Consider the following 23,364-nt stretch of genomic DNA (forward strand, 5'->3'; position numbering starts at 1 on the left):
GCTACCTCGCCGGCCTCCACCTCCGTGCCTCGATGATCTGGATCAACGACCTGCTGAAGGCAACTGGCTGATCACAACATCACACAGGCCCTAGCACGCGGACGGGGAGCGGTCCACGTTTCACTCTCAGTGCCTCGCCGTACCCAAGCCCCCACGACCTGGGCAAGTGCCCGGACGGGGGCGAACTCGGTGTCGCTGCGCCAGACCAGGCCCCAGCGCAGGCCTGGACAGTCGTGAATAGGCAATTAGACGATGTCGGGGCAGGCGTGGTAGCGGGTGACGTGGGCGCCCAGGTTGTGGACAACGTCCCCGGCACCGACCTGGGTGAACATGTCGTCCAGGCTCTTGATGACCGGGCTGTGGCGTTCGGTCGGGCGGCCGTTGGGGGTTTGGAAGGGCGTGAAGGCGTCCGCCCAGTAATCGGGTCCGGCCGGGCCCTGCCAAATGCCGAAAGCGCCCGAAGACTCCCAGCGAGACCGATGGCCGGACGGCCAGTTCGTGGTCGTGGGCGACGAGTGCCACCGCGTGCTCGGTGTAGATGACCGGCCTCACCGTGAGGTCGGGCTCCTCGACGGGCAGCCAGGCGACCAGGACGTCGATGTCTCCCCGCCGCAGCGGGCCGAACGCGTCGACGAACGGGTTGTGCCGTATGCGCAGGGCCCACTGCGGGTGGCGGGCGCGGAACGCCTCCCAGTAGGGCCGTAGATCGTGGGCGTTGCTGGGCAGCATGCCCACGCGTAACACCTCGGTCGTGCCCCGCGCGGCGAGCCTGGCCCGCTCCACGCCCTCCTGTAGTCCCCGGTAGACCGGTAGCAGGTCCGCGCGCAGTTGCTCTCCCAGGGGGGTCAGCCGCACGTTTCGGCTGTTGCGCTCGAACAGCCGCGCCCCGACGCCTCGTTCCTGCTTCTTGAGGGCCTGGCTGACCCGGGCTTGCGACACGTACAGCCGTTGGGCCGTCCTGCCGAAATGAAGTTCTTCCGCAAGCGTCAGGAAGATCTCGATGTCCCTCAGCTCCACCCGTCCAGTCCCCCTCGGTGCTATGACGACGCACCACGATCCGTAAGAGGCCACTTATCCGGCCTTTCGTGATCTCCCGTTGTCCCCCGCTCCGGCCAGGTGAAATGCTGAAGGGTAGGCCGGACGACCACTCGGCGATCAAAGTAAACACAAGGGGGACGACATGTCACAGGCCATCAGACAGACCGTGAGCTGGGACGAGCGGGGGAACTGGGGTCTGAGTGACGGCGCGGACGGTGGGCTTTCGCGAGCGGGGCTGCACCGGATGCGCGAGGTGCTTGCCGGTTACGTCGAGTCTGGGGCGGTTCCCGGACTGGTCGCCCTGGTCGGCAGGGGCGACCAGGTGCACGTGGAGGCGTTGGGCACCCTGCATGCGGCTCGTCGATCGGTTGGCCTTTCGGGCGGCGGATCGGACGCCGGACTCCACGGTGGATCGGAGGGCGGATCGACGGACGGCGGTGGGGCCGGCGGCGAGGCGGGCGGCCTCGTCGGCACTGCTCGCGGTGACCGACGATCTGCTGGCGCTCCGGGTGGTGCGCCGATGCGTCGGGACACCCTCTTCCGCATGGCCTCACTGACCAAGCCGGTCACCGCCGCGGCGGTGATGATCCTGGTCGAGGAGTGCCGACTGCGACTGGACGACTCGGTCGAGACCTGGCTGCCCGAGCTCGCGAACCGGCGGGTGCTGGCGCGGATCGACGCCCCGTTGGACGACACCGTGCCTGCCCGGCGCTCGATCACTGTGCGCGATCTGCTGACCCTGACCTTCGGTTTCGGTCTGGTGCCGGCTCCGCCGGACACGTACCCGATCCAGGCCGCCGTCCGGGAGCGGGGCGTCATCGGTGACGGGACCGCGAACTGGCCGACGGTCGGACCGGACGAGTGGATCAAGCAGCTGGGCGCCCTTCCGCTGATGTACCAGCCCGGCGAACGGTGGCAGTACCACGTCGGCTCCGACGTGCTCGGGGTCCTGGTCTCGAGAGTGGCGGGCCGGTCCTTCGGGGAGTTCCTGCGCGAGCGGCTGTTCGAGCCACTGGGGATGGTGGACACGGGGTTCCACGTGCCCGCCGACCGGATGCACCGGCTCCCCACCAGCTATGCCCACGACCCGGAGACCGGCGAGCTCACGACCTGGGACGAGGCCGTTGGCGGTAAGTACAGCCGGCCGCCGGTGTTCGAGGCCGGCGGTGACGGTCTGGTCTCCACCGCCGACGACTACCACGCGTTCCACCGGATGCTGCTGAACAAGGGGAGCCATGGAGGCGAGCGCGTCCTCTCCCGCGCCTCGGTCGAGCTGATGACCATGGACCACCTGACGTCGGAGCAGAAGGTCGAGAAGGATCAGTTTGGTGACCTCTTCGGACGGCACGGCGGCTACGGCTTCGGCATGGCGGTGCGCACCCATCGCCGTGACCTCGCGTCCGTGGGGCAGTTCGGGTGGGACGGCGGCCTGGGCACGACAGCGTACGCCGACCCGGCGGAACGGCTCACCGGGATTCTGCTGACGCAGACGGCCATGGACTCCGCGGACACCCCCCGACTCCACCAGGACTTCTGGACCACCGTCTACCGGACGCTCGACGACTGACCAGAGGCGGGTACTCGGTCGGTAAACGAGTGTTCGGTCCAGTGAGCGGTCGGGCGGCGCGCGCTCGACCCGCTCGGACGCGCGGGCGCGGCTCTGCCGTGGGCAGCTCGACTTGTGCAGGCAGCGTGCGTGGGCCAGCGCGGTGTCCCGGTCGCTGATGCGGTACAGCGTGCACTGCGGGGCCGACAGCTCGGCCTCAGCGGCTGTGGCGAAGCGGACCGTTCCCGCGACGGTGTCCCGGTCGGTCAGCGCGAGCGTCGTCATCCCGCGCCCGGCGGCGCGTTGGACGAGGGCAGCAGGGAGGGAGGCACCCTAGGCCGTTTCTGCTGGCTCTTGGAGGGTGTCGCGGAGCCAGATGACGATCGCGGTGACGGTCAGGGTGCTGTTGAAGATGTAGTCACGCTTGTCATACCGGGTGGCCACCGCGCGGAACTGCTTCCACTTGTTCACGCACCGTTCGACCGCGTTGCGGCGGCGGTACTGGGCCTTGTCGAAAGCCGGGGGCCGGCCACCGGCTCGTCCCCGGCGCTTGCGGTGGAGCCGCTGGTCATCGGGCTGGCGAACGAGCCAGCCACCAGCCGCTTTTTGCCCTCCGCCGAAGCAGGCGCCGAGCTGAACACCGAGTATCCCGGCGGTGGGATGCCCGGCCAGGCCTCGGTCCCGCTGGCCGCCGGCCGCTGGAGGGTCCGAGCCACCCACACCAAGGTGGACGAGGAAAACTGGGTCGGGTTGGTTCAGATCCTGCCCACTGAATCGTGAACGGGCAGTCGCTTCGGTTGGCGCTGTCACGCGCTGCGTGCAAGGTATACAGCTAGATCGCGGTCGTGCGGGTCGGCTGCTCGGTCAACAAGGTTGGGCACGGACCCGACGAAACCGTCCTGCTGCGAAGGACCATTGCTGGAGGCTGCCTATGCGGGCCTGTCCTTCCCGGGCCGCCCCATGGCAAAGTGATCACGTTGACCTGTCTGTGGTGGGGGAGTACGTGAAGCGACATCTCAGGGCGGCGGTGGTTACGGCTATGGCCACGGTGACGCTGACCGGCTGTGGCGGCAGCGGAGAGAGCGGGAGCCCATCGATGAAGGGCTCGGGAGAAGCGGCCGTTCCGTCAGGGCCCTACCGGTTGAAGATGCCCAAGGCGGTACTAAAGGGCACCTTTACGGAGTCCGATCACGCACAGCCCGATCCGAACATCGCGTCGATGCTCTCCGACCAGATCGAGAACGGCGTCTCCGCGTTCGCAGCCTATCGGCCCGATGACCGAAAGTCCCAGACTTCGGGGCCCGTGCTAGCGGTGACGGGAGTGTACGGAACCGTGCTCAGCCCCGTCACGGCCCGCGACGAGTTTCTGAAGATACTCGACAGCCGGACCATCGCCACGGACATGCGCTCTACCGTGATCATCGGTCCCCGTGCGATCACCCCCCGCGGTTCCTCGGAGCCCGTCTCTTGCCGGATTGTTCAGGAGGTCGATGAGTTCGGAACGACCTGGCAACCGGACTGTTCCTGGGCAGACGCATCGACCGTAGTCCACGTAACCCAGACCGTGGACCTCGACAAGCGTCCTGCCGAGTTCGACCTTGCGGCCTTCGCTGCCAAGACAGCGACCATCCGCAATGAGGTCCGCACCCCTATAGCGCCGTAACCGTGCGAGCTTTGCCGAACCGAGTCAGTGCTCAGCCCCTGAGGTCCTCCGGTACCAGTTCCAATTCTGACCGTCTGTCTCCTGGACGTGCCCGCTGGCGACAGCGCATTCCCGCGTAACGACACGTGCGCCCGGATGACTTTCGACTGCGCCACGCGGCTTGCTCTCGACTCCGGCGGGGTGTCGGCCCAACGCGCGCGTTGGGTCTCGTGATGATGGCCAGTCTGGATGGCCGCCAGGTCGGCGCCGGCGGGCGCAGAGCCGTCGGGGCCTGCCCGCACTGCGATCAGCCCGTCACCATCGTCGCTCTACTGGCCGCCTCGGAAGCGGCCCGTTCCATCGCCAGCAGAGTTCGCAAGATCACCTCCCTGCGGCGGTCGTGGTCGCCCTGTCAGGCGGTGCGCTTCGGCTTCCGTCCTGCCGTCTTCTTCACCGGGGTCTTCGAGGTCTCCTTGGCTGGCGTCTTCTTCCCGGGTTTCGGCATCTTGACGTCGGCCTCGGTGTCCTCGCCGCGGGAGGCCCGAGCCCGGGCGACGGACGCCTGCAGAGCGTCCATCAGGTCCACCACCTTCCCGGGTGCCTGCTCGGGCTCGGGCGCCTCGGGCAGCTCGTGGCCCTCGCGCTTGGCCGCGAGCAGCTCCTTCAGAGCGTCGGTGTACCGGTCGCGGAACCCGTCCAGGCCGTCCAGATCCATCCGGTCGATGAGCAGCACGGCCTCGTCGATCTCCTCATCGGTGAGTTCCACCGGGGCAGGCGCCAGCTGGACGGGGTCACGGATCTCGTCGGGCCACATCATCTGGTGCAGAACGATCACGTCGTCCCGCACGCGCAGGAGTCCGAGGTGCTCGCGGCCGCTCCAGGCGTACTTGGCGACCGCCACCTTGGCGCTGCGTTCCAGGGCCATGCGCAGCAGGGTGTAAGGCTTGGCCGCGACCTGCCCGTCCGGCTGGAGGTGGTACCCGTCCCCGACCTGGACCGGGTCGATCGAGGAGGTGGGAACGAACGCCTCGATCTCGATCGCTTTCGCGGTCGGCAGCGGCATCTGGCGCAGTTCCTCGTCGCTCACCTGGATGATGCGGTCCTTGGTGATCTCGTAGCCCTTGCCGATCTCGTCGCTGCGGACCTCGCGGTCCTCGCTCCGCAGATCCTGCGCACCCGCACCCGCGACATGTTGTCCAGGTGGTACTGGTGGAAGCGGACGCTGTGGTCCTCGGTCGCCGATGGACGTGAATCGGTACGGTCCCGTTGACTGAACTAAGGCCTACGTGTTCGCAGGTCAGAGGCCATTCCTGCTAGCTTCCCGCCCATGCTTGAGATGGGTGGTTCCACCCGGGATCTGGTTGGCTTCGTGCTGCCGGAATCGGGTGGGCTGGTGGAGAGTGCGGATCCGGGCCGACCGTATGTGCTGCTGGACGCGGACGGAGCCGTGGTGGAGCCGGTTGGCGTTTTCTTCGGCGAGCTTCAGGCGTGTGGACGGTCGGCGTCGACGGTCCGCTCGTACGGAATGGACTTGCTGCGCTGGTGGCGGTTCCTGGCCGGGTGGGTGCTGGTATGGGACCGGGTCACGCGGGTGGATGCTCGGGACTTCGCCCGCTGGATGCAGGTGGCGCCGAAGCCGGTCCGCGTCCACTGGCGCCGTCGGGCCTCCAGCAGCGCCGCCGCGCCTCCGGTAAGACCTTCGGTAGGAGTGCCGAATCCGGTGACCGGCCGGGCCGCGCCGGGGGCGATGTACTCGCCGCCGCCCGGCAGCCGCGGGCGGCTCGGCTCGGCGATCGAGCGGGGGACGGTACCGGCCGTCGGTCCCGGCCCGGCTGCCGCGGCGGATCCCTGACCACAGGTTCAACGAGCTGTTCGCCGCTCTGCGGTACCACCGGGACCGGGCCCTGCTGGCATTCTGGGTCTCCAACGGCGCCCGTGCCGAAGAACTGCTGACGAGCTGCCAGCGTGACCCGCTGCCGGGTGATCAGCTGCTCGGGGTGATCCGCAAAGGAACACGGGCGTATCAGCAGCTGCCCTCGTCCCCAGACGCCTTCGTGTGGCTGCGGCCAACACGCGGCCGGACCCATCCGGCTCCGGCTCGGGCGCGGCTTGGCGAGATCCGCGACAACTTGATCGCCCGAATCGCCGAAGCCGAGACGGAAGGCTGGCTCGGCGAGGCCGAAGGTCTCCAGGTCAGCCTGGCTGGCGCTGAGGAGAAGCTCCGTCAGCTCGATCGGGGCCACGGGCAGCATACGGCCGTGGACCTTGGCATCCCTACTACGCGTGGTCGTCGATGAACCCACGAAGGTGGACTGCCGCACGGACCTCGACCAAGATCGAGAACAGGTTCAAACAAGCGCGCATCAAACGCCCTGCAGAACACGATCAAGTGCCGCCCGGCCCACTGGTCCCCAGTTCGGCTTGCCGCCGGGAAGACCCCGATCTCCGTTCTGCCCCATGAGCATTAGGAAGAGGCTCTTCATCGCGGCCAGCCCGCGGGCGCGCCGGATCGCCGCCTCGTCCGCATGCGCGTACATGTCGAAGAACCGTGAGGCCGTCCCTGCGGGTAGCAGTACCCATGCGGCGGCGAGGTCCCAGGCCGGGTCGCCGACGCACATGGCACCGAAGTCGACGATGCCCGAGAGCGTTCCGTCCGAGACGACGACGTTCGCGGGATGAAGGTCACCGTGCACCCATACCGGCGGGCCCTCCCATTCGGGGGCCGCAACGGCATCGACCCAGATGGCCCGGACCTCGTCGGCAATGCCGCCGGGGACAACGGCTTCGAAGAAGTAGTCGAAACCGTCCGTGCACTTCTTGGGGTGAGCGCCGAAGTCCGAGCTGATCGGCGCCTCGGCGGGCGCCTCCACGTGGAGCGCCTGGAGGAAGCCCGCCAACGTGTCGGCCGCGTGGGTGCCGCGGCTGATCGAGCCGTGGTCCGGCTCGCCGGGAACCCACGTCATCACGGTCCAGTGCTTGGGGAAGCGCTCGGACGGTTCACCGAACCGCACCGGAGTCGGCACCGGGAGCGGCAGGCGCAGAGCCAGCACGGGTAGCCACCGCCGCTCCTTGAGCTGGAGCTCCGGGGTGGGGTCCATGCGCTGCAGGCGCACGGCCAACTCGTCCCCGAGACGCCACATTTGGTTGCCCCAGCCGCCCGCAACCTCACGGATGGCCACCCCCGCAAGGTCCGGATGTTGCTCCTGCAGCAGGTCGCGCACCAGGTCTGCGGTGATCTCGATCTCGGTGTCGGTCATGCGAAGTCACAGTACTGAGGCGACAGGCGGAACGGCTTTCGCTCTCCGGAACAGCTCGCTGTGATTCCTCTGGCATCACCGATTCGATTTCAGAGGGCTGCAGATCAGAGGCTTTGGGACAGACCGGCTTTAAAAGAGAAGTCACCAGCCCGAAACTGATCGCACCTGACCACACGGTTCGGGGCACAGCACACCTCCGCGACAACCCCGAGACCTCCAGCCTACGAGCGGCCACGCCCGGCGGCACCGCGACGGCCCCGCCGGGCCGCCGACCGCCTCACCCCCGGAGGCGGGGGCCTGCCGCCGCCTCCGCTCTGCCCGGTTTCCGCGCCGCCGTCGGCGACCTCTTGTTCCAGGTGGGCGTACAGGCGCAGCCGTACGCCGGGCTGCCCGGGATCCCGGGTCGTACGGTCGGCGGTGGCGGTCGCCCAGCGGCCGTCGATCACGGCCTGGACAGCGAGCGCGGTCGCGTCGGCGGCGGCCGCGATGTCCACGACCACCAGGCCCGGCCGCGCCACATGCACATCCTGAATCGGCTCCATACCCAGCACGACGACCAGCACCGGCAACGAGTTCACCCAGCCCGGTCCCTTCACCCGACCGGGTACGGCCCTCCTACCGGGTTGCCGCCGGTAGTGAACGGGCGTGCGACAGCTCTTTGGGAACTCCATCACCACCTCGCCCAGAGCAGGGGCGACCTCATCAGGCACCGCTGCCACGTCACCGGTCGGCACACAGCCGCGCGGGCGTGGAAGGAGTGCGCGGTGGAGCAGCGCTCGGAGACACCAGCCGCGCCCCGCAGCCGGCAGCGCGCCTTGGAGCTGTCCACGTCGGCCAGCACCGTGACGCACCCGGCTGAACGCTGTGCCTGCCCTCCGGTCAACGGGGCCTTTGCACGTGTCGTAGCGGTCCTGCAGCCAGATGTCGGACCGTAGCGAGGATTTCAGTAGCGCAGGATCCGGACACTGCGGCACGTGAAATACGCAGGCTAGAGGTCGAGGACGGCGCGCAGCGCCTGGTCGACACGTGCCATCGCCTCGGGGGCGACCTCGCCGAGAAGCTTGGCGCCGTCGAATCGGGTGGCCCGCAGCTGCTGCATGTTGACCGCGACGGCGGTGCACGGGACCGGGTCGCCGATCACGACGGACATAGCAGTGTCGGGGAATCTCCCGGAGGGGTGCAGCACGATCACGACCACCGCGCCGTAAGCCTCTTCCAGGCCGGTCAGGGAAACGATCAGAACGTTGCGCTCGTCGGGGAGAACCCAGACCTCGCCACGCTTCACAGAGTGTCTCCCTCGCCCGCGAGATCGTCTCCGAGGCCGAGGCCGGCGAGCTGGTGCGCGGCATCGAGGGTCGCGGCGCGGCGGGCGGCGCGCACTATCCACGCGTTCACACTCATGTTGGCGCCCGAAGCCGCCGCCTTGATCGAGGGGGCCAGTTCATCAGGGATACGCAGCGTCATTGTGGTGACAGACATGAATGCAGAATAGCCACCGCTTCACGGTGGCGTCATCCGGTAGCACGAGGTGAACCCGCGCGGCGGCCCTTCTGTGGGGAGACCGTTCCTCGCCGGGCGTGATGACCGCCGGTGCGCTTCGGTGTCTATGGATGGCTGTGGCACACGGACCAGACCTCTTCCAAAAGTGCCGGGTAGTCCTCGCCGTAGGTGACCACGCCCGCGTATACCGCGTCCAGGGCGGCCTGGAGCGGGTCGGCTTGGGCGGTATCGGCCAGTGCGGGCAGGGCCATGTGCGGCTGCGACATCCGCAGGGACGGGTCGGGTGCCCCAAATGCGACGGCCATGGTGTACGAGGCCGGGCTGTCGCCGGGCTGCGGTGCCGGCGGGCTCGGCGGCTTCGCCACGGCAGCCGCGGGGTCCACCACTGGCGGTGATTCCTGTGAGGGTTTTAGCAGAGGCTCCTGGCCCCCTGGGGGAACTCGGCCATGCCAGGCAACAACCGACTACGGCACGCAGCACGCTGCGCCGCACCGACCTTCTCCAACTCGTGCCGGCAACCAACACGCACTCCGATCAAGACGCACTCCAGCTCGTATCGGGCGGACACTGACCGCACTCAGAGCACTTCGACGCCACGGCGGGACACACCACACACCGCAGACACGTTGCAAATCATCAAGCACGAATGGAGCAACGCCGCATCAACAAAGAGTGCCAGCGGAACTTGAAACGAGCGTGGCCGGCTCAGCCAGGAGCAGAGTGCTGAGGTTGTTCCTGCGGCACACGAGGCTCCCTCGAATCACCCTCAGCGGTTGTCAGAGCTGGAACTGGTGGGCGAGCCCGGTGGACGACGACGGACCTGGGCTTGTCCAAATCCGCCTCATCGATCCCGGCGAACAGCTGCTCTGCGCCGGCAACACTGATCAACGCCACGACAGCTACGCGGCGCTGCGTGGACCTGCCACCCGGCTCGGATCCTACAGCGGCTTTACGTCTCGCTGGACGCTGCACATTGACTACGGTGCGTAACGTGAACGTCCACGCAGGAAGAGTAAGGACATGGGCGGGACGACATCCGGGCCGCTCGCCAGCTGCTGCACCGCGGTGACCGGCAGCCCAAGCTGAGACACCGCTCGGACAAAAACCGTGCGCCGGGCCGACCTCCTCTTTCTACACTCGTGGTCGTGGCGATGATCCGCCGAGAACGGAGAGCACACTTTGACGAGTTTCAACCCCGACTTCGAGGGAGCCGAATTCGCCGACCCGGCAGGTTACGCCCACCTCCTGGCACCTGAGAGCACGATGTGCTGGTGGTGTGAGAGCCGACCGGCCACCACCGGAGAACACAAGTTCAAACGAACCAGCCTGGCGCGCCTGATGGGCGATGGCGAGGTGCTGGTCTGGGGAGACGGAGAACAGCGACGAGAAATACGAGGAAAGGGCGGCCTCAAGCGGGACCGCTATGGTGTGGTCAAGTTTCCCAAGTCAATGTGCGCGCCGTGCAACAACGAAACTTCTAAGCCTTTCGACATCGCCTACGACACCTACGCACAGTACGTCGAGACACACCTACTGAGGATCTTGCCAGGACTCGACCTGGGGTCACTGTACGGATCGGAGTGGCGACAGAAGTCACTGAACCTGGCCCGATACCATGCCAAGCACTTCGGGTGCCGGATGGTCAGGGACCGTTTCCCTGTCCCGCAGTCGCTGCGCGACTTCATGAACGGTGCAGAAGACATGGCCGATGGTCACATGGCGATCATCTCCACCGACTCCGTCAGCAGAGTCTATGGGCGCGGGATGTCGATCAGCCCGTTCGTGCCCTGGATATCCCGCGACATGACGAGGTTCACTTCCTGTGTCATGGCTGCCTATATTGGCCCGATCGGCATCAGATACGAATGGGTCGCCGACGGAATCCCAGACCAAGAGAGAGATCATTTCTTTCACCACTCGAACCCCTTGATCAACTACTTCCGGAACGAGAAAGACGTGGTGATGGGGAAGACTCGAAAGCCGGGGCGCTTCGCACGTCTCTTGCAATGGGCGTATAGGCCCTGAAATTCGCGGCACTCCCGCCGGGATAGTGGGCTCACCAGGGCACGACCCTCTCCAGGGGGCGGGGCGTTGGCCCTTCTCGACCTGGGCACGGACTGTTCGCTGCAGCTCACGAGTGAGTTCGCGCGTGTCAAGGTCGACTGTCCGCTTACGCCCACTCCACGCCCAGCTCTCGCAGCGCGTCGAGCTGTTCCTGTCGCGCTCGGTGTTCGCCACCACCTGCCGCTTGACGTTCGGATGCGCCGGCGCCTCGTCGGTGGCGACGGTCCGGGTGTCCATGGTCACCGCGCACGCCCCGAGCGCGAGCCCGGCCACGAGTCCGGAGCCGGTGGCGATCCCGCCGGAGGCGACGACTGGGATGCCGAAGCCTTGACGGCAGCGGGGATCAGGATCAGTCCCGGCACATCGTCCTCGCCCGGGTGTCCGGCGCATTCGAGGCCGTCGATGCTGACCGCGTCGGCGCCCTTGGCCTGCGCCGACAGCGCGTGACGAAGGCCTTGTGGATCACCTTGATGTCGGCCGCCTGCGCTTCGGGGAGGTGGGACGCGGGGCTGGGGACGGCCGTCTCGACCACAGTGCTGCCCCCTTCGGTGATCACCGTCCGGTACTCGTACGGCACCGGGGCGATCGTGGGCAGGATCGTGAGATTGACCCCGAACGGTTCGTCGGTCAGGTCCCGGGTCCGGGCGATCTCCTTCGCGAGGTCCTCGGGCGTGGGCTGAATCAGCGCCGTCAGGAAGCCGCGCGCGCCAGCCTCGGCCACGGCGCTGATCAGGGGTGCGGTGCCGCAGCCGGTCATTCCCCCGCACAGGACCGGGTGCTCGACGCCGAACTCCCAGGGGGACTCCGTGCTGAGCATGGTTCTCCTTGCCATGGCCGAGCGGGCATCCGCACCCGAGGTGCGGTCAACGCTGACCGTACGTCGGGATGCGCGGTACGGTCAATCCTGACTGTGCCCCGAGCGGGGCGTGATCCAGAGCCGAGGAGTTCCATGAGCACCGTTTCCCCCAGGAGCGCCGCCACTGCGCGGCCGGTCCTCTATGAGGTGTGCGACCGTCTGGCCCGCGTGACGCTCAACAGGCCGCTGGTCTCCAACGCCGTCGACGTAGATCTGGCGCGCGGGCTGGCCGATGCCATGCGCCGGGCCGACACCGACGACCGTGTCGACGTCGTCCTGCTCATGGGGGCGGGACGGATCTTCTGCGCCGGTGGCGACGTAGCGGCCATGCAAGGCGCCGCGCATGAGCGTTCGGCCGCCCTCGCGTCGCTCGCCGGGGCCGCGCATGAAGCCGTGAGGGTGATGAACACACTGTCGAAACCGCTCGTGGCCGCAGTCCAAGGCGCGGCCGCCGGGGCCGGATTCGCCTTCGTGCTCGGCGCCGACGCGGTGGTGGCGGGCCGCTCCGCGAGGTTCGTCACGGCCTACAGTTCCCTCGGCCTCACGCCCGACAGCGGACTCTCCTGGCTCCTGCCGCGCGCCGTCGGACAGCAGCGCGCGCTCGAACTCATCATGACCTCGACACCCCTGGACGCCGAGCGGGCGCAGGCGCTCGGGATCGTCTCGCAGGTCTGTGACGACGCCGATGTCGCCGACACCGCGCACCGCCTGGCCGTGCGGCTGGCCGCACGACCGGTCGGCGCTCTCGGCGAAGCCCGGCGCCTGGTGCGCTCGGCGTGGACGAATAATCTTGAGGAACATCTCGACCGGGAGGCCGAGACCATCACCCGCATGTCCGCCGGGGAAGAGGCCGCCGCTCTCATCGCCCGCTTCCTCGGCAGATCGCCCGCACAGCCCGAGGAAGGGGCACGATGACCTCAGGCAATACCCCGCCCACAGCGGCCGTGGACTACGCGGACTACGCGGCTCGTAGCCGCGTCACTCAGCAGCACGTCCTCGACACGGCGGTCGACGTTCTGATCGAGTTCGGCTACAGCGGCGCCTCCACGCTGAAGATCCAGGAGCGGGCCGGCGTGAGCCGTGGCCGACTCCTGCACCAGTACCCGCACCGGGACGCCCTGCTGGTGGCAGCGGTGCAACACATCGCCGAGGCCCGCGTCGCCTCGACCCGGGATGCCGCCGACTGGCCCGCCGCGCCCGCGGAACGCGTCGAGGCGGCGGTCGACGCGATGTGGTCGACGTACCACCAGGGCTACTTCTGGGCCGCCACCGAGCTCTGGCTCGCGGCGCGCCACAACAGGTCCCTCGCCGAAGCGCTCGCACCAAAGGAGCGTGCCCTCGGCGATGCGATCAAGGCGGCCATCGACGAGATGTTCGGGCCGAACCTCACGGCACACCCCTGCTATCCCGCACTGCGCGAGGTCCTCAACACGAGCATGCGCGGTGTCGCCCTCGCCTACTCCTTCGACCCGCGCGACCATCTCGCGGACCCGCACCTGGCCGTCTGGAAGTCCCTGGCGCGGCGTGAACTGGACATCGCCGCCTGAGGGTGGACCGCTACCGACCGTTCACCTACAGTCAGTCCTGACTGTAGGTGACGCTAGGAGCGCGCATGACCCCCATCCCGCGAACCCAGGACCGTGTCGCACACGATGTCTGGCTGCCGGACGAGACCATCGAGGTGCGCGCCCGCGCACGCAAGGCCGTTGCGGCACATCTCGCCCCGCACGCCCGTGACATCGGGCAGCGCGAGGAATCGCGCGACAGCTTCCCGTGGGACGCCTTCCGGGGCCTCGCGAGCGAAGGACTCTTCGCCGTGCCGTTCGGCGCCGACTTCGGCTCCGGCCTGGACCATCCGATGCTCGCGACCTGCACGGTGGCGGAGGAGATCGCCTACGAGTCCTCATCGATGGCGGGCGTGTACGACGGCCAGTGCATCCTCGTCCCGCAGACGCTGACCTACGCGTCGGCGGCCGTGCGCGAGCGCGTGATCCCGGACCTGGTCTCCGGCCGCACCGCCTTCTCCTTCGCCACCACCGAGCCGGAAACGAGCTCCGACCTGACCGCACAGCGGCTGTCGACCGTCGCCGAGCGCACCGGCACCGGATACGTGGTCTCCGGTCGCAAACGCTGGATCACCAACAGCGTCGTGGCCGGCTGGGTCTCCATCCTCTGCCGCGACGGCGGGGAAGGCGGCGACGGAAACCGCGCCACGATGCTGCTCATCGACCTGACCGCCCCCGGCGTCACCATCGGCACACCGGACCTCAAGATGGGTCACCGCGGGCAGATCACGGCCGACATCGTCCTCGACAAGGTGGAGGTACCGGCCGAACACGCGCTCGGCGAACCCGGCCAGGGCATGCGCGTCGCGCTCTCCGCCCTCGTCCGCGGACGCATCGGCATCGGCGCCGCCGGTGTCGGGCTCGCCCAGGCGGCCCTGGACCTCGCCGTCGCCAGGCTGCGCAGCCGGCACGTCTTCGGGGGACCGCTGGGCGGCATGCAGCACTGGCAGTACAAGATGGCGCAGCACGCGACCGACATCGAGTGCGCCCGGAGCCTCTACCAGAAGGCCGCCCTCCTGCTTGACCGCGGCAAGGACGCCGAACCCGAAGCCGCGATGGCCAAGGCGTACGGCACCAGGCTGGCGAACGACCTGATCCGCGACGCCATCCAGATCCACGGGGCCCTCGGCTTCGCACGCCAGGTCGGTGCCACAGGCGAGTCGGTTCGCCTGGAGGAGATGTACCGGGACGCCAAGATCCTTGAGATCTTCGAAGGAGCGAACGAACTGCAGCACTGGATCGTGGCGCGCCGGCTCATAGGCCGCGACATCACCGGATGACGGGCGGCATGGTGGGCCCCGTGCCGCACCAGGGGCCCACCACGCCGACGACCGGCTGACGAGACCGAGCGAGCGTGGTGTCGTACGAACCCGAGACCGCAACAAGAACACCGCCGCCCTCGCCGAGCTGGTCGGCGACGTGTTGCTGCAGGTCGTCGCGGATGTCGCAGGCTGCCACTTCGCTCCGGCGAGCAGGTGCTGCAGGCCGTCAGGGGTGGGATGGCCGGCCCGCTCGGCCAGGTGCCAGCTGCCAGCTGTTCTTGCGGGCCACCGGGGCCAGCAGTCCGCGTACGTGGTCACGCATGCGGCGGCGAAGCTCCACACGGCCGAAGCGGTGGCCGATGGCCAGGAAGAGATCGTCCAGTTCGAGGTCCCACTGCGTGGTGGCGTGCTCGGTGATCACCTTGGGAGGCTGCCCCGCCGCTGTCACTACCTGCGGCGGTGTCGCACGTTCGAGGGGCGGTCTCCGTAAGACCGCCCCTGCACGTTCGGGGTCCCGCGACACTCCCGCCACCCAGCGAAACCCGCAGGTCAGACACCGAAATTTTGCTGGAGTACTAGTCACCGCCGACGCAGAACTGCTCCCCGTGACCGAACAGGACCACGGAACCGACACCGGGCAGCGAGGCCGCCTCGGCGGTCACGTCGCGGAGAGCGCGAGCCGGCGGAAGGTCGATCGCGTTGCCCCTCGTGGCTCGTGACAGGCCGGCCGGCGCGATACCGTCGGTCACCTCGAGGGTCACCGGTGTGTTCATCCCGCTCCCCTCACAGGCCGAGATCCCGGCCGATGATCTCCTTCATGATCTCGGTCGTGCCGCCGTAGATGGTCTGGACCCGTGCGTCGGCGAACGCGCGGCTCACGGAGTGTTCCCGCATGTACCCGTACCCGCCGTGCAGCTGCAGACAGCGGTCGGCGACGCGGACCTGCAACTCGGTGCACCACCATTTCGCTTTGGCTGCTTGGACGGCGGTCAGTTCGCCGCGTGCGTGCAGCGCCACGCAGTGATCGGTGAAGACGCGGGCTATGTCCACCTCGGTGTGGAGTTCGGCCAGCAGGAAACGACTGTGCTGGAAACTGCCGATCGCCTGACCGAACGCGCGGCGCTCCGTCACGTATGTCATCGTGCGCGCCAGCACACCCTCCGCGGACGCGACGGCGTGGACGGCCAGCGACAGCCGTTCCTGTGGCAGATTGCGCACCAGTTGGAAGAAGCCCTGCCCCTCTTCGCCGAGACGGTTGGCCACCGGCACGCGCACGTCGGTGAAGTGCAGTTCGCTCGTGTCCTGGCCGTGCAGACCGAGCTTGTCCAGGTTCCGGCCTCGCTCGAAGCCCGGCATGTCCCGCTCGACGATCAGGAGGGTGAGGCCCCTGTGCTTGTCGTCGGACGTGCGGGCGGCCACGACGACGAGGTCGGCGTTCTGCCCGTTGGAGATGAAGGTCTTCGAGCCGTTGAGCACGTAGTGGTCACCAGCTCGTACGGCGCGTGTCGCGATCCCGGCCAGGTCACTGCCGGTGCCCGGTTCGGTCATGGCTACGGCCGCGACGAGCTCGCCCGAGGTCATGCCCGGAAGCCAGCGCTTCTTCTGCTCGTCGTTCGTCAGGTCGAGCACGTACGGGCCGACGACATCGTTCTGCAACGCGAGTGAGATGCCGGCCGATGCGTACCCGGAACGGCCGAACTCCTCGCCCACGATCGCGCTGAAGCGCCAGTCGTCGATTCCGGCCCCACCGTGGGCCTCGGGTGTACTGAACATCAGCAACCCTGCCTCGCCGGCTGCGCGGAACAGGGACCGGTCGACGATCCCGCGCTGTTCCCACTCGTCGTCGTACGGGGCGACCTCGGACTTGATGAATGATCGGACGGTCTGGCGGAACAGCTCGTGGTCCGCGTCGTACACGCTCCGCGTGCCGTCGGTCACAGCTCACCTCCGGGCAGGAACAGGTCGGGTTTGAGGTCGGATTCGACGGCGTCGCCGTAGCGGTAGGCGCTGAAGTCGGTTGTTCCCTCGGCGCGGAGCACGTCGTCGTCGATGAAGCAGTTCCCGGTGCAGTCCTCGGCCTTGCGAGACAGGATCGCGTGTGCGGCGTCGGCCATGATCTCCGGACGGCGCGACACCGCCATCGCGGCCTCGCCACCGACGATGTTCTGCACGGCCGCGGTCGCGATCGTGGTGCGTGGCCACAGGCAGTTCGCCGCGAGCGGACGCGGGTGTTCTTGGCCCGCCAGGCCCAACGTGAGCATGGACATGGCGTACTTGCTGATGGTGTAGGGCGCGTGGCGGTGCAGCCAGCGCGGATCCGGGTTCAGCGGCGGGGACAAGGTCAGCACGTGCGGGTTCTCCGACTCGTACAAGTGCGGCAGTGCCGCGCTTGTGAGCGCGAACGTGCCGCGCGCGTTGATGTCGAGCATCAGGTCGTAGCGTTTGAGCGGCAGCTGGCCGATGGGGGACAGACTGATCGCGGACGCGTTGTTCACGACGATGTCGATGCCTCCGAACGTCGCGACAGCCTGCTCCACAGCGTTCGCCACATCCTCTTCGCGGCGCACGTCACCGACCACCGCGAGCCCTTTCCCTCCCGCGGCCTCGATGTCTGCGACGGCCGTGTGGACCGTGCCCGGCAACCGAGGGTCGGGCTTGTCGGTCTTGGCCAGCAGCACCACGTTGGCTCCGTCACGTGCCGCGCGGGTCGCGATGGCCAGGCCGATGCCGCGGCTGCCGCCGGACATCACGATGGTGCGTCCGGTGAGCGGGCGCGGTTGGTCCTGTGTGGTCACTGGTAGTCCTCTCCGCTCTCCGCCTTGCGCACAAGGGATTCCGGCGGCGTGAACCGGTCGCCGTAGCGCTCGGCGAGCTCCCGGGCTCGGACGACGAATCCGGGCAGACCGCCCTCGTACTGGTTGATGTACTGGATGACCCCGCCCGTCCACGCGGGGAACCCGATGCCGAGGATCGACCCGATGTTGGCGTCGGCGACGGATCGCAGGACGCCCTCGTCGAGGCAGTGGACCGTGTTCAGGGCCTCCGCGAACAGCATCCTCTCCTGCATGTCGGCCAACGGGACCTCGGTGTCGGCAGCGCCGAAGGCGGCCTTCAGACCTGCCCAGAGACCCTGCTTACGCCCGTCGGCGTAGTCGTAGAAGCCCGCCCCGACAGTGCGGCCCTTGCGGTCGAACTCGTCGACCATCCGGTCGACCACCGCGGCCGCCGGGTGCACCGGCTTCTCGATGCCCGCGGCGCGATAGCCGACGATGGTCTCTTCGCGGATCTTCCGCATCAGCGTGAGCGACAGTTCGTCGACGAGCGCGAGCGGGCCCACCGGGTAGCCGGCCTGTGTGGCGGCTTGCTCGATCGAGGCTGCCGGAACTCCCTCACCCACCAGAGCGATGGCCTCGTTGACGAATTCGACGATCACCCGGCTGGTGAAAAAGCCACGGCTGTCGTTGACCACGATGGGCGTCTTGCCGATCTGGCGCGCGATGTCGACCGCCTTGGCCAGCGTCGCGTCACTGGTCTTCTCGCCGACGATGATCTCGAGCAGGGCCATCTTGTCCACCGGGGAGAAGAAGTGCAGGCCGATGAAGTCCTCCGGCCGCGCCACCCCCTCCGCGAGGCCCGTGATCGGCAGAGTCGACGTGTTCGAGCCGAGGAGCGCGTCCGGGGTGAGGTACTCGACTGTCTCCGCGATGACCTTCTTCTTCAGGTCAGGGTCTTCGAACACCGCCTCGATCAGCAGATCCGCGCCCTCGGCGGCAGCCGGGTCGGCCGTGGGTGTGATCCGGGCCAGGATCTCGTCCCGCTGCTCGGGGGTGGTGCTGCCCCGCTGAACGGCCTTGTCGAGGATCTTCCGGCTGTAGCCCTTGCCCCGTTCGGCGGCTTCGAGCGTCACGTCCTTGAGGACGACATGGAGACCGGACCTGGCGCTGACGTACGCGATCCCCGCGCCCATCATGCCCGCGCCGAGAACGACGAGTTTCTGTGCCTGATGCGGGGGGTGGCCGTCGGGCCGGCTGGCACCCCGGCTGATCGCCTGCATGTCGAAGAACATCGACTTGATGATGTTCGCCGAGATCGGCCCGCAGATCAGATCGGCGCAGTAGCGGGACTCGATCGTGAGCGCGTTGTCGAAATCGACCTGCGCGCCTTCGACGGCTGCGGCAAGCACGTTGCGCGCTGCGGGAGCGGGTGAACCATTGTTCTGCTTGCGCAGGACCGCGGGCAGGGACGGCAGCACGGCGGCCAGAGCCGGACTCGCTGGAGTCCCTCCGGGAATCTTGTGACCGGGCCGGTCCCAGGGCTGGACGGGTTCCGGGTTCGCCACGATCCACTCCCGTGCCGCGGCCGTCAGCTGTGCCGTGTTCTCCACGACGGCGTCGACCAGACCGTTTTCGAGCGCGGCCGTCGGCCGGAACTTCCTGCCCGGCAACAAGATCTCCTGCAGGGCCTTCTGAAGTCCGAACAGGCGTACTGTGCGGGTCGTGCCGCCACCACCGGGCAGCAGGCCCAGGGTCACCTCGGGCAGCCCGACCGTGGCCTGGGGGATGTCCACGACGATGCGGTGGTGACAGGCCAGTGCGATTTCGTAGCCGCCGCCCAGGGCGGCGCCGTTGATCGCGGCGACGACCGGGCGGCCGAACGTCTCCAGCCGGCGCAGAGACGCCTTGACGCCGTTGAGCATGTCGGTGATCTCGCCCAACTGATCCTTGGTGGCCCGCATCATCATGCCGAGGTCCCCGCCGGCGAAGAACGTCTTCTTCGCGGACGTGATGACGACTCCGGTGATCGCGTCGCGTTCGTCGTAGAGGTGGTCCACCAGCGCGGGCAGTTCTCGGCGGAACCTGTCGTTCATCGTGTTGGCGGACTGGTCCGGGTCGTCCATGGTGACGGTCACGATGCCGTCGGAGCCCTTGTCCCAGCGGAACATCGAGTGTTCGTAACTCGTCATCGGCGTCTCCTCGGAAGTTGGGTGGGTGTGCTTCACAAGCGTTCGATGAGGGTTGCGACACCCATGCCGCCGCCGATGCACAGCGTGACGACCGCGCGATGCTCCTGTCGCCGCTCCAACTCGTCGAGCACGGTGCCGACGAGCATGGCGCCCGTGGCGCCCAGCGGGTGGCCCATGGCGATGGCGCCGCCGTTGACGTTGACCTTCTCCAGCGGAATGCCCAGGTCCTTGGCGTACTTGAGGGGAACCGCGGCGAACGCCTCGTTGATCTCGAACAGGTCGATGTCGTCCACAGTGAGGCCGGTGTGGGCGAGCAGCTTGCGGGTCGCGGGGATCGGACCGGTCAGCATGATGGTGGAATCGGCGCCCGAGGTGGCGGTGGCGACCACCCGGCCTCGAGGCGTGAGGCCGTGCTCGGCCCCGGTGCGCTCGTCACCGATCAGCACGAGCGCGGCGCCGTCGACGATGCCCGACGAGTTGCCGGCGTGGTGGACGTGGTCGATTCGCTCCACCCAGTGGTAACGCTGGAGCGCCACGGCGTCGAACCCGGCCTGCTCGCCGAGTGCCGCGAACGAAGGCTTGAGCCCGGCCAGCGAGTCGACCGTTGTCCCCGGGCGCATGTGTTCGTCCTGGTCGAGCGCGATGACACCGTTGCGGTCGCGCACCGGGACGATGGACTTGGCGAAGTAGCCACCGGACCAGGCCGCGGCAGCGAGCCGTTGAGACCGCTCGGCGTAGCTGTCCACGGTGTCGCGCGTGAAGCCCTCGATCGTGGCGATGAGGTCGGCGCTGACGCCCTGCGGGATGAACGAGGTCGCGAAGTTGGTCTCGGGGTCGTTCATCCAGGCGCCGCCGTCCGAGCCGAGGGGCAGCCGCGACATCGACTCCACACCGCCTGCGATGACCATACGGTCCCACCCGGAGCGAACCTTCTGAGCGGCCGTGTTGACCGCCTCGAGTCCGGACCCGCAGAACCGGTTCAACTGGACGCCGGAGACGGTGTCCGGAAGTCCGGCGGCCATGGCCGCGGTCCGGGGCAGGACCGATCCCTGGTCGCCGACGGGCGAGACGATGCCCAGTACGAGGTCGTCGATCGCCGCCGGGTCGAGCCCGGGGTGCCGGGCACGTAGTTCATCGATCAGGCCGACGACGAGCGACACGGGCTTGATCGTGTGCAGCGACCCCTTGCTCTTGCCCAGGCCACGAGGTGTGCGGATCGCGTCGTAGATGAACGCTTCCGGTATCGACAGGGAGTTGGGCATCAGTGGCGCTTCCTTCCGGTCTGGACCCGTGCGGGCTTGGCGGCGACCCTAACCTAGTTAATATTCACTAGGCAAGAAGCGGACTGAGTGAGCGGCAGCCGGAAACACGAAAGGCGCAGTGGTCAAAACGGCGACACGGAGCGGCTGTCCAGTCGGCGTGATGGACCCCTGAGGCCGCGCAGCGGGTGGCGTCCCGCCGGGTGGTGCAGCGGATCATGGCGCCGGAATCCGCAGGTCATCGCCGCATCGGCGCGGCTCGGGGCCGTGCATGGCATTGACGGCAGGTCAGCTGCTGCGCGACCCGGGAGTCGGATTCCATGAAGTGGCCGACGCGCGGCTTGCCGGAACGCGTCGAGCAAGGTCGCTCACACCACGAAGCGGGACACAACCGCGCAGTGCGTCGGCACCGGCTGACGGAGACTGCTCCGAGGTGGTTCCAGCGGTAGGGGTTTCACCAAGTCGCGCCGGTGACGGGAAGAGAGGTGCGCGGTGACATTGCAGATCCGCGTCGACGGTACTGGCCCGGTCCGGCGGCTACGCCTCGTCCGGGCGGCCCGGCGCAAGGCGCAGACACCACTCATGTGGGCGTTGCCGGCCCGCCCTTCTCCAGGCGTGCTACGCAGGTGCGCCGTCGTGAGCTGAACCGGCTAGGTCGAGTACATGACACGCGCAACCCGGTACCGGGCCGACCGCAGCGCCGATCGAGGCGGCCGATGATGACCCCATGCGCATCTCGCACGAGGCGATCTACCAGGCCCTCCACAGCGCCCGCTGCCAGTGAGGCCAGGCAGGCAGGCTCCTCGCCGGATGGACGCGGCCGGGTGGGCGGGGGCGAAGCGCTGGGCGGGATCCGCGGCGTACCGCCCCGCATGCAGCGCACCGCCATCCAGGCCCCCGACCTGCCGGTGGCCTTCGACGAGTAGATACGGTTGTGAGAGTTGGCTTGCGTGACGACGCGGTGGTGGTGCAAGCCTGGACAGCGGGCGTTCGGACCAGGTCCTGCCCCCGGCCCGCTCCCGGTCCTGCTGACGGCCCACCGCAAGCGGCCCCGCCGCTCGGGAAACACCACTGACCCTCAGGCTTCGTGTGTGAGCGCGGCCATGGCCAGGCTGCGAATCTCCGCCGCGATGCGGGGTCGTTCGTGGAATTGGCCGAGTCGGGCGAGGTCGCCGATCATGATCATTGCGGCGTGGGCGCGGACGCGAGCGCTGCGCTGGTCGAGGTCGGGGTGCTCTGCCTGGAGAGCCGTGCTCCACTCGGACACCCGCGCCCGCAGCGCCGCCTTGATGCTGCGCTGGGAGTCCTCGGGAAGGTTCATCGTCTCCCACACGTAGATCCCGACGAGCATGCGGTTGTGGAGGCAGAAGTCGGTGTAGGTCCCGATCAGGTCGGTCAGGGACCGGGCCCTGTCCCCGGTGGGCTGCCTCGCGTGCTCCTCGGCCATCCGCTCCGTCACGCGAGCGAATGCCGTGACCAGAATATCGGCTTTGGTAGGGAAATGATGGTAGATGCTGGGACCTGCGATCCCGATCGCTGCGCCGATGTCGTCCAGACTGACGGCGGCGTAGCCGTGGTGGAAGAACAGGTCGATCGCGGTGCCGAGAAGCTCCGTGCGCCGGTCTTCCGGCGACTCGGTTCCCGTCGGCGAGGCTCTGTCGGCCGGACCCTTCTTCGGCAAGGAGGCCAGGAGTACCGCCATCGCGGAGTTCGCGAGCTGGGGAACCACCACTGAGCGCGGCGCCGATCGCGGCAACGAGTGGCTCGCGAGCGTGGAGGTCGCGGCGGTGACCAGGAAAAGGGCGTCGTCGGAGGACAACTCGGGCCGACGTGCCCGCAGTGGACGGACGAACCCGTCGATGACCCGTTCGGACTGCGCACGGACATCCGCGCGGAGCGTGGGGTCGAGGAAGCGCGCCTCGCGCTGGAGGAGGGGCCACAGATATCGCCGGTCCTGCATCATCTCGGCGATCGCGGTCACGATGTCCTCGAGCGAGTCGTTCGCCGTGTCGGCCAGCACCGTCTCAGTCTTGTCGAGCCCGCTGCCGATCGCCTCGGCGAGCAGGGTCTGCTTGTTGCGGAAGTGGCGGTAGACCGCCGGTGCGGTGACCCCGGCGTCGGCTGCCACGTCGGCCAGCGACACGTGGTGGTAGCCGAGCTCGTGAAACCGTCGCGCGGCGAGCTCCGCCAACTGCGCTCGGCGCTCGCCCGCGGTGAGCCGCGCCGCCGGCGGGGCCTTGTGGGATGCCGTCACTGCTTTGTCTCCCCTTCCCGTGGAGACAGTGTGCCAGCCCGGACCAGGCCTCGGTGACGCACTCGCGTCCCGCCCACAGGGCCCCGGCACAGGCCGCTTCCTGCGTCCACGGCATCTGGGTTCTCAGGTGCTGTCGACATCATCGAGGCGGTTTTGCG

Annotated in this window: 22 protein-coding genes and 3 pseudogenes; 8 read left to right on the forward strand and 17 right to left on the reverse strand. The window is 68.2% G+C overall.

Translation table 11 applies throughout. From position 1 onward, the window contains the following. Window positions 1–126 precede the first annotated feature (126 nt). Window positions 127–1,071, reverse strand: a complete 945-nt coding sequence (locus ACWCRJ_RS42135; RefSeq protein ID WP_450944279.1) for a LysR family transcriptional regulator — start codon at window positions 1,069–1,071, stop codon at window positions 127–129. Between the two features lie 211 nt (window positions 1,072–1,282). Here ACWCRJ_RS42135 and ACWCRJ_RS42140 point away from each other — a divergent pair, with 211 nt between their 5' ends. Next, window positions 1,283–2,605, forward strand: a complete 1,323-nt coding sequence (locus tag ACWCRJ_RS42140) for a serine hydrolase domain-containing protein (protein WP_450944308.1) — start codon at window positions 1,283–1,285, stop codon at window positions 2,603–2,605. Between the two features lie 312 nt (window positions 2,606–2,917). Here the strand turns inward: ACWCRJ_RS42140 and ACWCRJ_RS42145 are convergent. Next, window positions 2,918–3,169, reverse strand: a pseudogene (locus ACWCRJ_RS42145) (hypothetical protein); the annotation flags it as partial. On the opposite strand from ACWCRJ_RS42145, the gene ACWCRJ_RS42150 reads away from it, so the two are divergent. Both ACWCRJ_RS42150 and ACWCRJ_RS42155 read left to right on the forward strand, forming a co-directional pair. Continuing rightward, window positions 3,140–3,364, forward strand: a complete 225-nt coding sequence (locus ACWCRJ_RS42150) for a hypothetical protein (protein ID WP_450944310.1) — start codon at window positions 3,140–3,142, stop codon at window positions 3,362–3,364. The pseudogene ACWCRJ_RS42145 and the gene ACWCRJ_RS42150 overlap by 30 nt on opposite strands. Before the next feature lie 211 nt (window positions 3,365–3,575). Continuing rightward, complete coding sequence (locus ACWCRJ_RS42155; RefSeq protein ID WP_450944280.1) at window positions 3,576–4,247, forward strand: hypothetical protein; 672 nt, start codon at window positions 3,576–3,578, stop codon at window positions 4,245–4,247. A 391-nt stretch (window positions 4,248–4,638) separates the two neighbouring features. Here the strand turns inward: ACWCRJ_RS42155 and ku are convergent, their stop codons facing one another. Then, window positions 4,639–5,469 carry a non-homologous end joining protein Ku gene (gene ku, locus ACWCRJ_RS42160; RefSeq protein WP_450944309.1) on the reverse strand — a complete coding sequence of 277 codons (831 nt, stop codon included), beginning with the start codon at window positions 5,467–5,469 and terminating at the stop codon, window positions 4,639–4,641. 84 nt (window positions 5,470–5,553) lie between these two features. Between ku and ACWCRJ_RS42165 the strand changes: the two genes are divergently transcribed. Continuing rightward, window positions 5,554–6,078, forward strand: coding sequence for a site-specific integrase (locus ACWCRJ_RS42165; protein ID WP_450944281.1), 525 nt, complete (start codon window positions 5,554–5,556; stop codon window positions 6,076–6,078). Window positions 6,079–6,589: 511 nt separating this feature from the next. On the opposite strand, the gene ACWCRJ_RS42170 is transcribed toward ACWCRJ_RS42165, so the two are convergent. From ACWCRJ_RS42170 to ACWCRJ_RS42190, 5 genes are all read right to left on the reverse strand, one after another. Next, entirely contained in the window at window positions 6,590–7,483 is an 894-nt protein-coding gene (locus tag ACWCRJ_RS42170; protein WP_450944282.1) for an aminoglycoside phosphotransferase family protein, read from the reverse strand. A 221-nt stretch (window positions 7,484–7,704) separates the two neighbouring features. Next, on the reverse strand, window positions 7,705–8,061 hold the full coding sequence (locus ACWCRJ_RS42175) for a DUF6207 family protein (protein ID WP_450944283.1): 357 nt from the start codon (window positions 8,059–8,061) through the stop codon (window positions 7,705–7,707). Between the two features lie 410 nt (window positions 8,062–8,471). Beyond that, window positions 8,472–8,768, reverse strand: a complete 297-nt coding sequence (locus tag ACWCRJ_RS42180) for a hypothetical protein (RefSeq protein ID WP_005477573.1) — start codon at window positions 8,766–8,768, stop codon at window positions 8,472–8,474. Next, entirely contained in the window at window positions 8,765–8,962 is a 198-nt protein-coding gene (locus ACWCRJ_RS42185) for a toxin-antitoxin system HicB family antitoxin (RefSeq protein ID WP_234360654.1), read from the reverse strand. Before ACWCRJ_RS42185 ends, ACWCRJ_RS42180 begins: the two co-directional genes overlap by 4 nt. A gap of 125 nt (window positions 8,963–9,087) precedes the next feature. After that, complete coding sequence (locus tag ACWCRJ_RS42190) at window positions 9,088–9,369, reverse strand: hypothetical protein (RefSeq protein ID WP_450944284.1); 282 nt, start codon at window positions 9,367–9,369, stop codon at window positions 9,088–9,090. 793 nt (window positions 9,370–10,162) lie between these two features. On the opposite strand from ACWCRJ_RS42190, the gene ACWCRJ_RS42195 reads away from it, so the two are divergent. Then, the gene (locus tag ACWCRJ_RS42195; protein ID WP_450944311.1) at window positions 10,163–11,008 is read left to right on the forward strand and encodes a hypothetical protein; all 846 of its coding nucleotides are present in this window, start codon (window positions 10,163–10,165) and stop codon (window positions 11,006–11,008) included. Between the two features lie 252 nt (window positions 11,009–11,260). Here the strand turns inward: ACWCRJ_RS42195 and ACWCRJ_RS42200 are convergent. Both ACWCRJ_RS42200 and ACWCRJ_RS42205 read right to left on the reverse strand, forming a co-directional pair. Then, window positions 11,261–11,437: pseudogene (locus ACWCRJ_RS42200) on the reverse strand (nitronate monooxygenase); the annotation flags it as partial. Then, on the reverse strand, window positions 11,397–11,864 hold the full coding sequence (locus tag ACWCRJ_RS42205; RefSeq protein WP_450944285.1) for an NAD(P)H-dependent flavin oxidoreductase: 468 nt from the start codon (window positions 11,862–11,864) through the stop codon (window positions 11,397–11,399). The gene ACWCRJ_RS42205 and the pseudogene ACWCRJ_RS42200, both read right to left, overlap by 41 nt. A 132-nt stretch (window positions 11,865–11,996) precedes the next feature. On the opposite strand from ACWCRJ_RS42205, the gene ACWCRJ_RS42210 reads away from it, so the two are divergent. From ACWCRJ_RS42210 to ACWCRJ_RS42220, 3 genes are all read left to right on the forward strand, one after another. Continuing rightward, on the forward strand, window positions 11,997–12,818 hold the full coding sequence (locus tag ACWCRJ_RS42210) for an enoyl-CoA hydratase/isomerase family protein (protein WP_450944286.1): 822 nt from the start codon (window positions 11,997–11,999) through the stop codon (window positions 12,816–12,818). Then, complete coding sequence (locus ACWCRJ_RS42215) at window positions 12,815–13,450, forward strand: TetR family transcriptional regulator (protein WP_450944287.1); 636 nt, start codon at window positions 12,815–12,817, stop codon at window positions 13,448–13,450. The genes ACWCRJ_RS42210 and ACWCRJ_RS42215 overlap by 4 nt, the downstream gene beginning before the upstream one ends. 65 nt (window positions 13,451–13,515) lie before the next feature. Then, window positions 13,516–14,748, forward strand: a complete 1,233-nt coding sequence (locus tag ACWCRJ_RS42220; protein ID WP_450944288.1) for an acyl-CoA dehydrogenase family protein — start codon at window positions 13,516–13,518, stop codon at window positions 14,746–14,748. Window positions 14,749–14,847: 99 nt separating this feature from the next. Here the strand turns inward: ACWCRJ_RS42220 and ACWCRJ_RS42225 are convergent. The 7 genes and pseudogenes from ACWCRJ_RS42225 to ACWCRJ_RS42255 form a co-directional block, all read right to left on the reverse strand. Next, window positions 14,848–15,151: pseudogene (locus tag ACWCRJ_RS42225) on the reverse strand (IS701 family transposase); the annotation flags it as partial. 154 nt (window positions 15,152–15,305) lie between these two features. Continuing rightward, entirely contained in the window at window positions 15,306–15,503 is a 198-nt protein-coding gene (locus ACWCRJ_RS42230; protein WP_450944289.1) for a hypothetical protein, read from the reverse strand. Between the two features lie 10 nt (window positions 15,504–15,513). Next, window positions 15,514–16,668: an acyl-CoA dehydrogenase family protein gene (locus ACWCRJ_RS42235; protein ID WP_450944290.1), complete on the reverse strand. Its 1,155-nt coding sequence runs from the start codon at window positions 16,666–16,668 to the stop codon at window positions 15,514–15,516. Further along, on the reverse strand, window positions 16,665–17,525 hold the full coding sequence (locus tag ACWCRJ_RS42240) for an SDR family oxidoreductase (RefSeq protein ID WP_450944291.1): 861 nt from the start codon (window positions 17,523–17,525) through the stop codon (window positions 16,665–16,667). The genes ACWCRJ_RS42235 and ACWCRJ_RS42240 overlap by 4 nt, the downstream gene beginning before the upstream one ends. Further along, entirely contained in the window at window positions 17,522–19,693 is a 2,172-nt protein-coding gene (locus tag ACWCRJ_RS42245; RefSeq protein WP_450944292.1) for a 3-hydroxyacyl-CoA dehydrogenase NAD-binding domain-containing protein, read from the reverse strand. The genes ACWCRJ_RS42240 and ACWCRJ_RS42245 overlap by 4 nt, the downstream gene beginning before the upstream one ends. A 32-nt stretch (window positions 19,694–19,725) precedes the next feature. Further along, window positions 19,726–20,955: an acetyl-CoA C-acetyltransferase gene (locus ACWCRJ_RS42250; RefSeq protein WP_450944293.1), complete on the reverse strand. Its 1,230-nt coding sequence runs from the start codon at window positions 20,953–20,955 to the stop codon at window positions 19,726–19,728. Window positions 20,956–22,030: 1,075 nt separating this feature from the next. After that, window positions 22,031–23,206: a TetR/AcrR family transcriptional regulator gene (locus ACWCRJ_RS42255; RefSeq protein WP_450944294.1), complete on the reverse strand. Its 1,176-nt coding sequence runs from the start codon at window positions 23,204–23,206 to the stop codon at window positions 22,031–22,033. Window positions 23,207–23,364: the final 158 nt, after the last annotated feature.

The organism is Streptomyces sp. NPDC002324, from assembly GCF_053593335.1.